This window comes from Anaerolineales bacterium (genome assembly GCA_015075625.1).
In the GTDB taxonomy this organism is placed as follows: domain Bacteria; phylum Chloroflexota; class Anaerolineae; order Aggregatilineales; family UBA2796; genus UBA2796.
In genome coordinates this window covers 1,063,575-1,078,130 of the sequence record JABTTZ010000001.1, presented here as the reverse complement: position 1 = coordinate 1,078,130, position 14,556 = coordinate 1,063,575, and the positions used below count along the sequence as shown (strand labels likewise).

Below are 14,556 nucleotides of genomic sequence, written 5' to 3'. Positions count from 1 at the left end.
CATGCCCAGCGCGGCTGACTCGCCGCCCCCCGTCCGAACGCCACCAACGGCGCTGACCATTGCCGCCAGCGATTCCAGTGGGGCGGCGGGGGTGGCGGCAGACCTCAAAACATTCGCCGCCCATCAGGTCTATGGGCTGCTGGCGATCACCGCACTCACTGCCCAAGACTCACAGGCAATTTACGCTGTACAGCCCCTTCCGCCGGAGTTTATTGCCCGTCAGATGCGGGCGGTCTTGACGGATATGGGTGCGGATGCGGCAAAAACAGGGCTGCTGTTCAATGCCCCAACCATTCGGGCGGTGGCGGCTGCTTTTGCGGAGTCTGGCTTTGCCGCCCCGCTGGTGGTCGATCCTGTCCTTGTGGCGGGTGATGGGCGGCGGCTGGTGGACGCGGCAGGTCTTGCCGCCTACCGTGAGGCACTTTTTCCCCAAGCGGCGCTCATCACGCCTAATCTAACCGAATGTGGTTTGCTGCTGGAAGGGGCGGTCACCACCGCCGAGGAGATGTCAGCGGCGGCGCTGGCACTCTGTGCGCGGTATAACCTCCCCGCTGTCTTGGTCAAAGGGGGGCATTTGCCAAGCGGCGTGATGATCGATATTTTGGCGGTGGGGGGGACATTGCACCACTACGAGACACCGCGCCTTGCTTTAGACAACCCACGCGGCACAGGCTGCACCTTCAGCGCCGCCATTACCGCTGAACTGGCGAAGGGCACAGCGCTGCCGGATGCCGTCAGACTGGCTCAAGGCTACCTTCAGCGGGCGCTGGCGGCGGCAGTGGGCTGGCGGCTAGGGGCAGGGCGAGCGACGCTCTGGCATGGCGTCGATCCAGAGCGGGGGCGGGACGATGCGGCGCTCACGCCAAGCCCTTAATGAGGTAAACGACAGCTTGCCCCACCTGTCCCTGTTCGGATGTCCCGCCTGTTGCCCCTAAGCGCTCTGCCTCAAGAAGATCGCCCAAGCGGGTGATGACCTCTTCCTCGGCAAGAGTTTGTCCGGCGGCGGCGCGTTCTTGAAGGCGCTTTGCCGTGCCAACAACCCCGCCCAACGCCGTATAATGCATCGCCCGCTGCGTCCCCACATTGCCGATAATTGCCTCGCCAACGGCAACCCCTATCCCTAAGGCAAGGCTTATCTTGTGCTTGGCGTTCATCTCTTGGATGGCGTGCTGAAGGGCAATTGCCGCATCAACAGCGCGGTAGAGGTGGTCGCTTTGTTCTTCCGGGGCATTGAAGATCGCCATGATCGTGCTGCCGAGGTAGTTATCCAGCGTCCCCTCACGGGCAAAGATCACCTCCGCTGCCAAAGTCATATAGGCGTTCAGCAGTTCAACGACGCTTTCCGGCGCCGCCTGTTGGGTGAAATTTGTATAGCCGCGCAGATCGGCAAAGAGGATGCTCACCTCGCGCCGTTGCCCGCCAAGGGTCAGACCGTCCGGCGCACGCAAAATGCGATCCACCACACTAGGGGCAGCATAGCGCTCGAAGGCGCGGCGAATCTGCATCTGTTCGCGCTCTTTGGCTTCTTCCAACGCCTGAAAGTTGCGGGCGTTCTCAATGGCGATAGCGGCGTAATCTCCCAAGGCGGAGACAAGCGCCCCCTCATGTTCGGAAAACGCCTTTGCCACTGTAATGTTTTCAACGCCGACGACTCCAATCGTCCGCCCGCTGAGTTTGATCGGGACGAACATCACGGCATGGGGGGCGTTCGGGTTGCGCGATTTCATCAGCGTCATTTGCTGGGGGGTCAGGGAGACGATCTCCCCGCTTTGAATGGCGCGTTCGGCAATACGGTCTTGGGTGATTTCAGCGGTGGGGCGGGCGTGTGCCTCCCCGCGCCGTTTAACCGCCCGCAGGATGAGATCGCCCTCCTCAGCCAAGATCAGGCTGCCGCCCTCTGCGCCGGTGACGACCACTGCCGCCTCAACCACCCGTGCCAAAAGCTGCGCCGGATCAAGCAAGGCGGTGACACTTTTGCCGATGGTGTAGATTGTGTTTAATTCTTTCACGCGGGCGTGAAGGTCTTTGTTGGCGGCAAGAAGGCGTCCGGTGAGCGCCTCTTTCTCGCGGCGAAGGCGCGTCTCGGTAAGGCTGCCTTCAATGGCGCGGAGCATTTCCTCTGGGGTATAAGGCTTTTTGACATAATCCCGAACGCCCTTGCGGAATACTTCAACGGCAATTTCTTCCGACCCGTGAAAGGTCATCAGGATAACTGGAATGGCGAGATTTTCCCGACGGAGCGCATCCAGCACGCCTAAGCCATCCAAGCGCGGCATTTGCAGGTCAAGCAAGATCAGGTCGGGAGATTCTTTGCGGGCAATCTCCATACATTCCACACCATCACGGGCTTCCAGTGGCTCATACTGATTTGGTTTTAGAATGGCGGAGACAATGAACTCGCGGTTATCGGCGCTATCGTCCACCACCAGCACTCGTTCGCGTGACATGACAATCCCCGTTGAACACCTTGAAAACGCCCTGATCTCGCCACAGAGTGTAGCATGAAAATGAGAAGTCGCTTTAGGGTGAGTCTGAAACTGGGTGAATCGCAAGGGATACCGACACTTGGAAAGAATTGCGCTCTATGCTATTGTTCTATAAGCCCACCCCGGCGGGGTGGGGGTAAGGAATTCAGCGGAGCGTTCATCTATGGAACAACCAACAAAGAAAGCCGTTCTCAACCGGCTCAAAAGCACACTTGGACACCTGAACGGAATTCTTCAGATGGTTGAGGAGGATCGCTACTGCATCGATGTGATCAAGCAGCTTCAAGCGGCGCAAGCGGCGTTGGCAAAGGTGAGCCAAGTGATTCTTGAAGATCATCTCCATACCTGTGTGATCACTGCCGTGCAGGGCAACGATGCCGCCGAGCGCGAGAAAGCGCTCCGTGAAGTGAGCGAAGTTTTTGCGAACACCCTGTAGAAAGAAAGGTCGGATTAGGATGAAAAACGAGACAAAAACCGTTGTCGTGCCGAACATTAGCTGTGGGCATTGTGTTCACACCATTCAAGAGGAACTCAGCGAGGTGGTGGGGGTGGTTACCGTCAAGGCTGACCAAGCGACGAAACACGTTGAAGTGTCGTGGGGAGACCCCGCCACATGGGAGGCAATCCAAGCCAAATTGGTGGAGATTAACTATCCACCCGCGCAGCCAAACGTGACGATCAATTAGTCCGCCCAGCGCATCCCCACACTCGATTTTAAGCCCCGAAGGGGGCTACCTTCAGCCCGCTGCTTTAGCAGCGGGATCACTGAGATTACACGCTCAACACAACCTACAGCATTTTTCATGGAAATTGACCCCTTAGTGGTTGACAGCCCTGCTCATCACGATAGACTTATCGATGGGGTATGCTGCGGTGATTAAGGGGTAAATCAACCTACGCCCGTCCTTCTTGTAAGAAGGCTGGTTGCCGTTCAACCAGCGAGGGTACTGCAATACGAGGGTACTGCAATAGTTGTATCGAAGCCTTAGTGTCGTTTCCGTACCCTCAACGGGCAAGTGGCTGGTGTAACCTAGCGTTTGCTCTCCACCCGCGAGAAAACCCCAAACCCTGTGAACCCCGCCTAGAATCAAATCATCCGGCGTGGCTGCCGGATGATTCACTGGGGAGTTTGGTTGTGGGTCGTAGAAGACTCGAACTTCTGACCTCGTCGATGTCAACGACGCGCTCTAACCAACTGAGCTAACGACCCATTGCCCCAACCTTCATTGGGTAAGTGTGATTATACGGGATTGCTCACGGCTTGGCAAGGGGTGACTCCCTCGCCCCTAAAATCGCTTGTGGGGCATCTTCTCCCCTCCTGTTATAATGTCATAATATTATGACAAATTTCGTTTACCAGAAGGAGGGCAGCCATGCCCGTAGAGTCTCAGGTACTGCGTGCCGCCATGCGCCAATGGGCAACAGGGGTGACCGTCGTCACCACCTACCATCAGGGCGCGTTGGCGGGTATGACCGTCAGTAGTTTTACCTCTGTCGCCCTTGAACCGCCCACCGTCCTCGTCTGCCTGAACAAAGATACCTATGCCCATGCCCTTGTTCGGCAATCGGGCGTGTATGCCATCTCCATGTTGGGGCAGGGGCAAGAGGCGCTCTCCAACCGCTTTGCGGGGATTGATAAGACGATCACCGATCGCTTTGCAGGCATCGCCTACACAACAGCCGAGACCGGATCGCCGCTCCTAGCGGGGGCGATTGCCTGGTTCGACTGCGCCGTCGTCAACAGCATCGAGACGGGGACACACACCATCTTCATCGCTGAGGTCATCGCCGCTCACAGCGAGCCTGACTTAGCCCCCCTGCTTTACCACAACCGCACCTACAAGCGGCTTGTGCCAACCGCCGAAGAAGGCACGGGCTAACAGGAGGCAACACAGCAGCCACCGCTCACTGGCGGCTGTATTCCCGCTGTGCCGGACTGCGGTTGTACCCGGTCAGTTCCACATAGCCATAACCGCTGACCGGCACACCGCCATCGGTGCCAGTGAAGCGCGTCGCCCCCTCCCAATAGGCCGTCGTCGTGTTCAATTCCTGGTTCAGGAGGAGCGGCGTCCCTTCCAAAAGCAGGTCGCCCGTTGGCGTCTGGATGGTGATTCGCCAGCCGGAGGGGTACACCGCGCCCGTGCGCTCGCTTGCCCATGTCCCTAAGGGCGTGATCGTATAGGCGCTCAGGGGGAGTTCGTGGGTTGTCCCGTCCGCTTCAATCAGTGTTCCATGAGAGTTTGGCTCTACCCCGCCATCCTTCTGGCGAATGGTAAAGAACATCACCTCCCGCCCATGGTCCAACTGGATGGAAAACCAATCCCACCCGACGGCGTTTTCGCCTAAAACACTTGTGCTGAACTCGTGATCAAACCATGTCGTGCCGCTGACGACGAAGGTTTCCCCCTTCACGGTGATCGTCCCTTGCGCCTCGTTGCGCGTCAGGGAGTAGTAATAGCTGGCGCTGCCGGCGATGCTGCTTTTCAGGCTCAACCCGCGATCCCCTTGCAGAGCGGGCGGTTTTGTGGGGCGCAGCGTCAGATCAAGGGCAATATCGCCCTCCCCCGCCTTCAGATGGAAGCCGCTGGCTTGGCTGTCTGTACCGCGAATCGCCCAATCTTCAAGCCAAATCCGAACACCCTGGGCGGGGTCAGGCTCAGCGCCAGCAAGCCCCGCCGCGCTGCGACTGAAGCGCTCATAGACGTAAAATTGGTTGGCGCTGACATCGGCAAGGGCGAAGTCGGCAAAATAGACTTGATTCGTCGCCCACTCGGAGTCTCGTTTGGGCATGGTCGGGCTGAGCGCCCGCCGGAAGATGGTGAAGTGAATCCCAAAGCGCCGCCCCTCAGCGGTGCTGAGATTGCCCGTGTTGTACCACCACTCGGTTTGAAATTCACCATGCGCGGCGTGGTCAGCCGGAAAGACAAAAGGACGGACGGTGAGGGCGCGGGCAAAACCTTCTGTGCTGCTCCCCCCTAGCGCAGCAACGACATCGGCGCTGTATTCCGGCGCACGGGCGCCGCGCAAGCCGCGCACGCCTAAAATGCCGAGGGCGATCACCGCCGCCCCCGCAAGGATAAACGGGTAAAGACGATGTTTCACAATGGCAACTCTCTAAATAGACCGAATCGGGCGGGAAATGCCCACAACACGGCGACTGAGATCAAAGATAAGGGAGTCGCCCACGTTTGTGCAAGGTTTGCTTTCCGCACAAGGTTGTAAATCAGGTTACAATGGTGCATTCAATAGCAAAGCGGCGAGGGAAGATTTGGCATGGATCCCTGTATCGGGCAGAAGTTCGGCGAATACAATGTTATCTCCAAACTGGGGAAAGGCGGCATGGCAACCGTCTATCGCGCACGGCAGACATCTGTTGAGCGCGATGTGGCGATCAAAATCATCCGCTCAGACAAGATTGATGATCCCCTCTTTGGGGAGCGGTTCACCCGCGAGGCGCGAACAATTGCCCGCCTGAGCCACCCCCACATTTTAAAGGTCTTTGGCTTTGGGCATGAAAACGACGTTGCCTATTTGGTCATGGAACTGCTCGAAGGCGGCAGTTTGGCGCAACTGCTGCGGGCGAGTGGGGCAATCCCCCTCGAAAAATCGGGGCGGATGCTCGATCAGATTGCCGGCGCGCTGGATTACGCCCATCAACAGGGGATTATCCACCGCGACCTGAAGCCGGATAACGTCCTTTTGGACAAAATGCACAACGCCTTCCTGACCGATTTCGGGATCGCCAAACTGCTTAACGAGACGACGAACATCACCCAAACGGGGATGGTGATGGGGACTCCGGCGTACATGGCGCCGGAACTGTGGAACGGCGCACGGGCGGATAACCGCAGCGATGTCTATGCCCTCGGCGTGATCCTCTTTGAGATGCTCACCGGGCGCGTCCCCTACGCGGGCGATACCCCCTTCCGCATGATGGCGATGCACGTCCACGACCCGCTGCCCTCTATCTCCGCGCTCAACCCTGCTATTCCGTCTATTATCGACCCGATCTTCATCCGTTCTTTGGCGAAAAACCCCGATGAACGCTTTGTCTCCGCCGGACAGCTTGCCGAATCGTTCCGCAGCGTCATATTGACTGGAAACCTTCCGGCGTGGTTTGGCAGTTCGCAAGGGACAATCGGCTTGACAAACCCCCTTCCGGTGACCCCGGGCGGGACGTCCATCCCCCCCCGTTACCCCACGCCGCCTGTCGGGGTGAATGTTTCGGGGGGCTATTCTCCTACCCAAATGCCCGGCGTCAGCGATGGAGCCACCATCGGCGGTGGGTCGATGCCCGCCCCCGAAGCTGCGCCCGCCGCCAATCCCCGGCGCGGCGGCGCGGGCGTGATCGTCTTGGGGGTGATCGCCCTCGCCCTGATTGCCGGCATTGCCGCACTCGTCCTCACCCGCCCAAGCAACGGTGTGCCAAACACAGAGGCGACCAATCAGGTCTTGGAGCTGACGAAAGCCGCCGAGGATGCGGCGCACTTGGAAGAAACGCGCCTTGCCCTTGCCGGAACAGTGGCGGGCAACACGCAGCCCACCGCCACCTTCACCGCCACAAACACAGCGACGGGCAGCCCATCGCCCACAAGCAGCGTCTCGCCTACAAGCACCCCCTCGCCGACGAGTTCGCCCACACCCATCCTCACCGAGACGCCGAACCTCACCGTAGAGGCGCAGCTTACGGCGAATGGCGAGGCAGCGATGATTGCCAGTGCCACCCAAGTGGCACTCAATGGGGAAGCCACCTTAGACGCGATGGCAACGGCGTTTCAGGCGACCTTTGCCGTCACGCTGACCTCACAAGCCGCCGTGATCCAGACGGAAACGGCAGTTGCCGGCATACAGGCAAGCGCCACCGCGGCTATCGCCAACCTTCAGGCGACGAACAGCGCTGCGCTCAATATCACGGGGACGGCAATGAGCAACGCCAATGCGACGATCAGCGCCGCCACTGCCACGCAAAATGCGCTCTTTAGCATGGCGACGGCGACCCAAAACGCGCTCTTTGCCAACGCCACCCTAAACGCACAAGGGACGAGCGTCGCCCTGCTGATGGAACGCAGCACGATTGCCGCTGCAACCATTTCCGCCGTCCAGACGAATGTCGCCGTCCAGAACGCCACGCAAGGCGCCATCTATGCCTTAGGGACGGCGAACGCCCAAATGACAGCCGTTGCTGCCCTTGTCAAAACAGAGAGTGCGCCGCCGCCGAATTCGGGAGTGGCTTATCCAACAACGCGCTGTTCAGGCTTTATGCCCTCCCGCCTGATCGTCGGCGCGGGAGCGCGAATCACCCCCGGTGAGCCGAACATCCTGCGCGATGCGCCCGGCACGGGCAACCGCATCGGGGCGCTTTTGGGCGGGTCGTTGGTCACTGTTATGGAAGGTCCGCAGTGTACAAAAGCAGCCGATGGCGAAGGCTTGGCATGGTGGAAGGTCAACAGCAGCGGTCAGATTGGCTGGACAGCAGAGGGCAAAGGGCTGGAATATTGGGTGGAACCGGCGTATGATACCGGCGTCCCGGGCGGGGGAACAGTGGGCGTGTGCGGCACGTCGCCAGCCACCCGCCTGAAAGTCTTTGGCTACGGGCGCGTCACGCCGAGCGGATCGGCAAACTTGCTGAACAGCCTTGCCGGACGCCCCTCGGTGAACTCCTCCATCACAACGATTGCCCGTGTCGCCCCGTCAGAGCGCTTCCGCGTCCTCGGCGGTCCGATCTGCAATCACGGGATCACGTGGTATGAGGTGGAGTACAAATCCCAATACGGCTGGATGGGCGAGAGCGACTCCAGCGGCTATTGGTCAGAACCCGTCGCCTCACCCGTCACCGCAGTGGCACGCACCGCTACGCCTAAAGCAACAGCGACAACGACCACCTCAGACCAATCGCCGCCCGCCTATAACAACCGGAACTACATCCCAGCAGGGGCGGTGATCATTGGCAATGGAGAGTTCCAAGTAGAGCAATACTGCACGGCGAGAGGCTATAAAACCGCTCTGACAAACAGCAACAAGGATTGGGCGTGTACGAATGCCGATGGCTCAACCGCCTTCACCCTCACGGCAAAGGACTTTGATACGATTTGTCAGGGGTGGTACAGCGAGCCAAGAGCGTTTGCCCTCCAAGTGGGGACATCCTCCACACTGGCATATAACTGGCGCTGCTACCGCTTCCAGTAGCCCTATTACCTAACCCTAGTTCGACATGGAACGCCGGGCGACCCTGTGAGGTCGCCCCTACAGGATGGTTCATGTAGGGGTGATCCCGCGCCGTCGCCCATAGTGATGAATGTAGGATGACAACCACACACAATACACCGCCTTCCAACGACGACCCGCTGATCGAACAGCGGAAAAAAGATCACGTCGAGATCACGCGATTCAAGGACGTTCAATCCGAGCTAACCACCGGTTTAGAACGCTATCACTACATGCACCGCGCCCTTCCTGACCTGAATCTTGACGCGGTAGATACGGCGATCACCGTGTTTGGGAAACGCCTCGCCGCGCCGATTCTTATCTCCTCCATGACGGGCGGGATACTGGAAGGGACGCCAATCAACCGGACGCTGGCGGCGGCGGCACAGCACGCCGGAATCGCCATGGGCTTGGGGTCACAGCGGGCGGCGATCATCCGCCCAGAGCTTGCCGAGACGTTTCGCGTCCGCGATGTCGCCCCCGACATTCTCCTGTTTGCCAATGTCGGCGCGGTGCAGTTGAACTATGGCTTCACGGTGGATGATTACCGCCGCGCCGTCGATATGGCGGAAACGGACGCCCTCATCCTCCACTTCAACGCCCTCCAAGAGGCGGTTCAGCCAGAAGGTGACCGCGATTTCAGCGGGCTGCTGCCCAAGCTAGAAACGCTCTGCCGCACGATTGGCGTCCCGGTCATTGCCAAAGAGGTTGGGTGGGGGTTCAGCAAAGAGGACATACGCCGCTTGGTCAGCGTGGGCGTCAACGCCATTGATGTGGCGGGCGCAGGCGGCACTTCGTGGAGTCAGGTTGAATCGTTCCGCGAAATGACCGAAGTTCAACAGACAATTGCCCGCGCCTTCGTTGGGTGGGGCATTCCCACCGCCGACGCCATTCGCTACGTCCGCGAGGCTGCGCCGGATATGCCCATCTTCGCCAGCGGTGGCTTGAAAGATGGCATTGACGTGGCAAAATGCATCACCTTGGGGGCATCGTTAGGGGGCTTTGCACAGCGCTTTATCAAAGTGGCTGATCAGGGCGTTGATGCCGTGATCCGACTCATTGAAATTGTGCGACAACAACTCCAAATCACCATGTTTATGACGGCTTCAGCGGATATTGCCGCCTTACGGAAGGCGGAGATGAGTTGAGTGTGAGCCATGACGAACGGACAATTCACGCCCCGCTATAAACTGATCATCAGCTACAACATTGTTGGCGAGACGAACGATGTCTATTTTCAGTTTGTCACCCAAGAATTCGTCCCCCGCTTACAAGGGATGGGGATTCACCTGTTCCGTGTCTACAACACGGAATGGGGGGATTATCCGATGCGTCAGGTGGAATTCCTCTCCGAACAGTTGGAGACAATCCGCGAGGCAATGTCTAGCACCACATGGCAGCGCCTTGTGACACGCCTCGAAAATTTCGTCACCGATTTCAGCACAAAGGTGATCGTCTTTCGGCACGGCTTTCAGTTGTGATTGTGAGCGGACGCCCCAGGGAGCGTCCCTACAGGGGGGCGGGGCGGTCTATTCCAGCCCCTCAATCGGTTTTGTGGGGTCGTTGCCCCAATCTTTCCAGGAACCATCGTAGATGGCAGCCGCCGTCTTAATCCCCGCCGCCTTCAGCGCCATCAAGCCAAAACTAGCACTCGTCCCACCGTTGCAATAAAAAATGACCTCTGGGGATGCCTCGCTGACGCCAAGCGCGGCGAATTTCTGGCGAATATCCTCAGCGGGTCGGAGTCGCCCATCGGGTTGGACAAGATCGGCGCGGGGCTGATTCACCGCGCCGGGGATATGCCCTTTCCGCGCAGCCCGTGAGGCGCTTCCTTGAAATTCAGCGATGGTGCGCATATCGACAAGGCGGGCTTCCCCCCCTAGCCGCGCCAGCACCGCCGCCCCATCCCGATACCAGTGGGGGGTGGGCGTGGGGCTGAAGACTGAGGGTGTCATTGCCGGACTATCCGCCGTAACAGGGCGACCCTCCGCCATCCATGCCGTCCAGCCGCCATCAAGGACGCTGACGCGGGGGTGACCGTAATAGTTCAGCGCCCACCATAAACGGGCGGCAAACATCCCCCCAGCGTCGTCATAGGCAACCACATAGGTGTTTTCGCTGATCCCCAAGCAGCCCATCGCTTCGGCAAAGCGTTCGGGCTTGGCAATCTGGGCATGGCGTGGGTCAGCCGGATCGGTGATGGCGTGTACCCAATCGACAAACACCGCGCCGGGAATATGCGTCTTGAGGTAATCGGCATGGTGGTTGAAGTAATGCGGGAACGGCTCGGTGGCAGGAAGAACATGCCCGCGAATATCCACGATGCGCAAGTCGGGATCGGTCAGGTGATCTGCCAGCCACGCCGTACTGACAAGAATCGGAATCTCAGTCGTCATGAGGGTGCGTCTGCTTTCTCTTTCTCTAACGTATTTTGTTGGGTCTCTAAGCCAATTTGGGCGCTCTGGGCAACTTCATCGGCGTCAAAGGGGCGGCTGATGGCGGCGGATAAGACCTTGATTTCAATTCCCTCGGCAATGCTGATGTAAGCAATGCCATGCGCGGCATCCATTTGGGTAAGTGTGCCGATGATCCCCCCAGCGGTGATCACCTCATCGCCCACGACAAGCGTCCGCACATACTTGTTGTGCTGCCGAAAGATGCGCTGGCGGGGGACGATCACAAAGGAGTAGTAGGCTGCCATGAGGACGAGAAGAATGAACGAAAAGGCGATAAATTCACCCATTAGCGATACGTTCCTTGCTATTTTTTTGGTATCTTTGAGGAGATTATAGCGGCGAGGGCGCCCTGTGTTGAGGGTCGATTGGCATGGGGTGACTACGCTCCCCCGCCGTTGCCCTCATCCCCCTGCGACCCGCCTTCGGCGTGTACCCTCTCTCCCGCTGTGCGGGAGAGAGGGAGAGACGAACGGCGTCCTTTTCCTTTTAAGCCCCATAGGGGTGGTTCCTCATAGCCCGCTGCTTTAGCGGCGGGCGCTCACGGACGGCGATGGGCGCAAGGCATTGCGCCCCTACTTAGACGTTACGCCGTTGCCCTCATCCCCCTGCGACCCTTCCCTGTCTATGGAGGGATCAGCGGTGAGGGGAGCCAAACGACAACCGCACATACGGACATGCCTTTTAGCGGCGGGTTCACTGGGATTGCCGCCACAGCAAAATCTATCCCTACGAGTCGTCCTCGTTATCGGCTGTGTCTTTCGGCGGTTTCTGGCGGCGACGGCGCTTTTCTTCTTGCTGAATCGCCCGTTCCTCGCGGAGCGCCGCTTGTTTCGCCGGTGAACCGCGCAGCCCCGCCTCTACACGGCGGAAGGCACGCATCGTGCGGTCACGCCAGAACGCCGCCACATAGCCCACCTCGCGGCGGCTTTGCGCCAGAGCCTGAACCAACCCGCGTTTTTCGGGCTTTTTCACCCCTTGCCACTGCACCACCGCCGATGCCCACGTTAGCCCACCGCCAAACCCAACGAGGACAATGTTATCGTTTGGCTGCACCCGTCCATCGCGCTCTGCTTCAAAAAGGGCAATCGGAATTGAGGCGGCAGAGGTGTTCCCATAATGGGCAACGTTGCTGTAGAACATGGACTCAGGGATGTTCAGACTGCGGGCGGCGGCGTTCAAAATGCGTTGATTCGCTTGGTGGGGGATGATCAGGGCAATATCATCCATGACCAATCCAGCACTATCAACGGCATCGCGGATGCTTTCATGGAGGATATGAACGGCAAACCGGAAAACCTCCCGCCCATCCATATGAATTTTGTGGAGGTGCTGCCCTTCGGGGAGCGCCGTTGCCGCCCGCCCCACCGTTGGAATCCCAAGCAGTCCTGCCCCCGAGCCATCCGATCCCAAAATGCAGCTAAGCAGCCCGCCGGGATCATCGCTGCCCTCAAGGACAACCGCCCCTGCCCCATCGCCAAACAGGACACAGGTAGAGCGATCATTCCAATCCAAGACACGGGAATTCAATTCCGTGCCGATGATCAGCGCTCGCTCAATGCTCCGCGAACGAATCGCCTGAGCGCCCATATTCAAGGCATAGACAAACCCCGAACAGGCGGCGCTCAGGTCAAACGCGCCTGCCCGCGTTGCCCCAAGCATATTCTGAAGGCGGCTTGCCGTGCTTGGGTAGACATCCTCCGGCGTAGAGGTAGCGACGATGATCAGATCAATATCGCGGGGGAGAACATCCGCCCGCTCCATCGCCTGATGTGCCGCTTCAAAGCCAAGCGTCACGACGGATTCTTTCTCGGTGGCAAGGCGGCGTTCCTGAATGCCGGTTCGAGAGCGAATCCACTCGTCGGTTGTCTCAACAAGCGCCTCCAGATCGGCGTTTGTCACCACCTGAGCCGGAACGTGCATCCCCCACCCCGTGATGTGCGCATAGCACACCGTCGTAGAAAGAGCCATCCGTCCAGTTGGGCGAGGAGCGGAGGCATCATTTGTGGCTGCCCCGCCGTAAGTCCCATTCCCGTTCTGCCGTTCGTTCGTTCGCTTACGCGGGGTGTCCATTCGCAGTGTATTTCCCCATCACCAAAACAGCGTTATGACCGCCAAACCCAAATGAACTGCTCATGACGGTGTGCACCGCATGGTCAATTCCCACATTCGGCGTGTAATCGAGATCGCAGACCGGATCGGGCGTATGCAGGTTGATCGTCGGTGGGATGTAGCTGTGATGCATCGTCAGCAGACTGATGATTGCCTCAAGGCTGCCCGCCGCGCCAAGCAAATGCCCCGTCGCCCCTTTGATCGAACTGATCTTCAGATGCGCCGCTTTCTCACCCCAAATGTCTTTCATGGCGCGGGTTTCGGCGGAATCGTTGAGCGGTGTCCCCGTGCCGTGCGCGTTTACGTAATCAATCTGCTCTGGGCGAAGTCCGGCACTGCGGATCGCTTTTTGCATGGCAACCCGCGCCCCCTCGCCATTTTCCAGCGGGGCGGTGACATGATGGGCATCATCGGTATTCCCATACCCCAAGATTTCCCCGTAGATCGTCGCGCCGCGTGCAAGGGCATGTTCCAGCGCCTCTAGAATCAGAATCCCACAGCCTTCCCCCATGACAAAGCCGTCTCGTGTGGCATCAAAAGGGCGCGAGGCGGTGGTTGGATCGTCATTGCGGTGTGAGAGCGCCCCCATATTGGCGAAGGCTGCCAGCGCCAACGGCACAATAGCCGCCTCCGTACTGCCGGCGATCATGACATCTGCCGAACAGCGGCGAATGATCTCCGCCGCCTCGCCAATGGCATTGTTCCCCGTAGCGCAGGCGGTGGAAATCGACATATTCGGACCGCGCAGGTTGAATTCAATCGCCGTCCGCCCGGTGGGGTTATCGGGAATCATCATCGGGATGAGCAGCGGGCTGACGACACGATAGCCGCGTTCCAGCGAGACACGCGATTGCTCAAGCAGCGTCTCAATTCCCCCGATTCCTGTCCCAATCAGACAGCCCACTTCCCAGGGGTCTTCTTGGCTCATGTCCAACTTGGCATGGCGCATCGCCTCTTGGGTGGCGGCAACGGCAAATTGCGTCGCCCGATCCATCCGTCGCGCCTCACGATGCCCAAAGGTCGCTTTGCCATCAAAGCCTTTCACTTCAGCGGCAAAGTTCACTTCAAGTTCCGAAGCGTCAAAGCGCGTGATCGGCGCAACGCCGGAACGCCCTGCCGCAATATTTGTCCATGCTTCTTGTACACTGTTCCCACACGGGCAGACCAACCCCATGCCTGTGACGACGACCCGCCGTCGTTCCATGATGCGTCCCTTTCCTGTAGACAAACCCATCCCGAATTATAGCGGGTGTGGGGTCTAGGAGAGAAAACCCCGCAAAAAAGGTGGGGTTGTGCCAAGC

Annotated in this window: 13 protein-coding genes and 1 tRNA gene; 7 read left to right on the top strand and 7 right to left on the bottom strand. The window is 59.1% G+C overall.

Annotation, left to right across the window (positions count from 1 at the left end):
- The first annotated feature begins 1 nt into the window (after window position 1).
- Window positions 2-874, top strand: a complete 873-nt coding sequence (gene thiD, locus HS103_04530; protein ID MBE7512065.1) for a bifunctional hydroxymethylpyrimidine kinase/phosphomethylpyrimidine kinase — start codon at window positions 2-4, stop codon at window positions 872-874.
- Here thiD and HS103_04525 read toward each other — a convergent pair.
- The gene (locus tag HS103_04525) at window positions 858-2,447 is read right to left on the bottom strand and encodes a response regulator (protein MBE7512064.1); all 1,590 of its coding nucleotides are present in this window, start codon (window positions 2,445-2,447) and stop codon (window positions 858-860) included. The two genes, thiD and HS103_04525, sit on opposite strands and share 17 nt — an antisense overlap.
- Window positions 2,448-2,649: 202 nt before the next feature.
- Between HS103_04525 and HS103_04520 the strand changes: the two genes are divergently transcribed.
- Window positions 2,650-2,922 (top strand): metal-sensing transcriptional repressor, encoded by a 273-nt coding sequence (locus tag HS103_04520; GenBank protein ID MBE7512063.1) that lies wholly within the window; start codon window positions 2,650-2,652, stop codon window positions 2,920-2,922.
- A gap of 19 nt (window positions 2,923-2,941) precedes the next feature.
- Window positions 2,942-3,172, top strand: coding sequence for a heavy-metal-associated domain-containing protein (locus tag HS103_04515; GenBank protein MBE7512062.1), 231 nt, complete (start codon window positions 2,942-2,944; stop codon window positions 3,170-3,172).
- A gap of 450 nt (window positions 3,173-3,622) precedes the next feature.
- On the opposite strand, the gene HS103_04510 is transcribed toward HS103_04515, so the two are convergent.
- Window positions 3,623-3,696, bottom strand: a tRNA-Val gene (locus HS103_04510).
- A gap of 163 nt (window positions 3,697-3,859) precedes the next feature.
- On the opposite strand from HS103_04510, the gene HS103_04505 reads away from it, so the two are divergent.
- A complete protein-coding gene (locus HS103_04505) occupies window positions 3,860-4,366 on the top strand; it encodes a flavin reductase family protein (GenBank protein ID MBE7512061.1) in 507 nt (168 codons plus the stop codon).
- Between the two features lie 25 nt (window positions 4,367-4,391).
- Here HS103_04505 and HS103_04500 read toward each other — a convergent pair whose 3' ends face one another.
- Complete coding sequence (locus HS103_04500; protein ID MBE7512060.1) at window positions 4,392-5,588, bottom strand: carotenoid 1,2-hydratase; 1,197 nt, start codon at window positions 5,586-5,588, stop codon at window positions 4,392-4,394.
- A gap of 171 nt (window positions 5,589-5,759) precedes the next feature.
- Between HS103_04500 and HS103_04495 the strand changes: the two genes are divergently transcribed.
- From HS103_04495 to HS103_04485, 3 genes are all read left to right on the top strand, one after another.
- On the top strand, window positions 5,760-8,672 hold the full coding sequence (locus HS103_04495; protein ID MBE7512059.1) for a protein kinase: 2,913 nt from the start codon (window positions 5,760-5,762) through the stop codon (window positions 8,670-8,672).
- Between the two features lie 116 nt (window positions 8,673-8,788).
- Window positions 8,789-9,838 (top strand): type 2 isopentenyl-diphosphate Delta-isomerase, encoded by a 1,050-nt coding sequence (locus tag HS103_04490; protein ID MBE7512058.1) that lies wholly within the window; start codon window positions 8,789-8,791, stop codon window positions 9,836-9,838.
- Between the two features lie 9 nt (window positions 9,839-9,847).
- Window positions 9,848-10,171, top strand: a complete 324-nt coding sequence (locus HS103_04485) for a hypothetical protein (protein MBE7512057.1) — start codon at window positions 9,848-9,850, stop codon at window positions 10,169-10,171.
- A gap of 48 nt (window positions 10,172-10,219) precedes the next feature.
- Here the strand turns inward: HS103_04485 and HS103_04480 are convergent, their stop codons facing one another.
- The 4 genes from HS103_04480 to fabF all read right to left on the bottom strand — a co-directional run bounded on the left by HS103_04480 (window position 10,220) and on the right by fabF (window position 14,459).
- Complete coding sequence (locus tag HS103_04480) at window positions 10,220-11,086, bottom strand: sulfurtransferase (GenBank protein ID MBE7512056.1); 867 nt, start codon at window positions 11,084-11,086, stop codon at window positions 10,220-10,222.
- On the bottom strand, window positions 11,083-11,433 hold the full coding sequence (gene yajC, locus HS103_04475) for a preprotein translocase subunit YajC (protein MBE7512055.1): 351 nt from the start codon (window positions 11,431-11,433) through the stop codon (window positions 11,083-11,085). Before yajC ends, HS103_04480 begins: the two co-directional genes overlap by 4 nt.
- A 439-nt stretch (window positions 11,434-11,872) precedes the next feature.
- Window positions 11,873-13,114 carry a ketoacyl-ACP synthase III gene (locus tag HS103_04470; GenBank protein ID MBE7512054.1) on the bottom strand — a complete coding sequence of 414 codons (1,242 nt, stop codon included), beginning with the start codon at window positions 13,112-13,114 and terminating at the stop codon, window positions 11,873-11,875.
- Window positions 13,115-13,199: 85 nt separating this feature from the next.
- Window positions 13,200-14,459: a beta-ketoacyl-ACP synthase II gene (gene fabF, locus HS103_04465; protein MBE7512053.1), complete on the bottom strand. Its 1,260-nt coding sequence runs from the start codon at window positions 14,457-14,459 to the stop codon at window positions 13,200-13,202.
- Window positions 14,460-14,556: the final 97 nt, after the last annotated feature.

Coding starts and splice junctions, on each gene's coding strand:
- fabF (MBE7512053.1), bottom strand. CDS start 14,459: ATGGAACGACGGCGGGTCGTCGTCACAGGCATGGGGTTGGTCTGCCCG.
- HS103_04515 (MBE7512062.1), top strand. CDS start 2,942: ATGAAAAACGAGACAAAAACCGTTGTCGTGCCGAACATTAGCTGTGGG.
- HS103_04495 (MBE7512059.1), top strand. CDS start 5,760: ATGGATCCCTGTATCGGGCAGAAGTTCGGCGAATACAATGTTATCTCC.
- HS103_04485 (MBE7512057.1), top strand. CDS start 9,848: ATGACGAACGGACAATTCACGCCCCGCTATAAACTGATCATCAGCTAC.
- HS103_04520 (MBE7512063.1), top strand. CDS start 2,650: ATGGAACAACCAACAAAGAAAGCCGTTCTCAACCGGCTCAAAAGCACA.
- yajC (MBE7512055.1), bottom strand. CDS start 11,433: ATGGGTGAATTTATCGCCTTTTCGTTCATTCTTCTCGTCCTCATGGCA.
- HS103_04505 (MBE7512061.1), top strand. CDS start 3,860: ATGCCCGTAGAGTCTCAGGTACTGCGTGCCGCCATGCGCCAATGGGCA.
- HS103_04470 (MBE7512054.1), bottom strand. CDS start 13,114: ATGGCTCTTTCTACGACGGTGTGCTATGCGCACATCACGGGGTGGGGG.
- HS103_04525 (MBE7512064.1), bottom strand. CDS start 2,447: ATGTCACGCGAACGAGTGCTGGTGGTGGACGATAGCGCCGATAACCGC.
- HS103_04480 (MBE7512056.1), bottom strand. CDS start 11,086: ATGACGACTGAGATTCCGATTCTTGTCAGTACGGCGTGGCTGGCAGAT.
- thiD (MBE7512065.1), top strand. CDS start 2: ATGCCCAGCGCGGCTGACTCGCCGCCCCCCGTCCGAACGCCACCAACG.
- HS103_04490 (MBE7512058.1), top strand. CDS start 8,789: ATGACAACCACACACAATACACCGCCTTCCAACGACGACCCGCTGATC.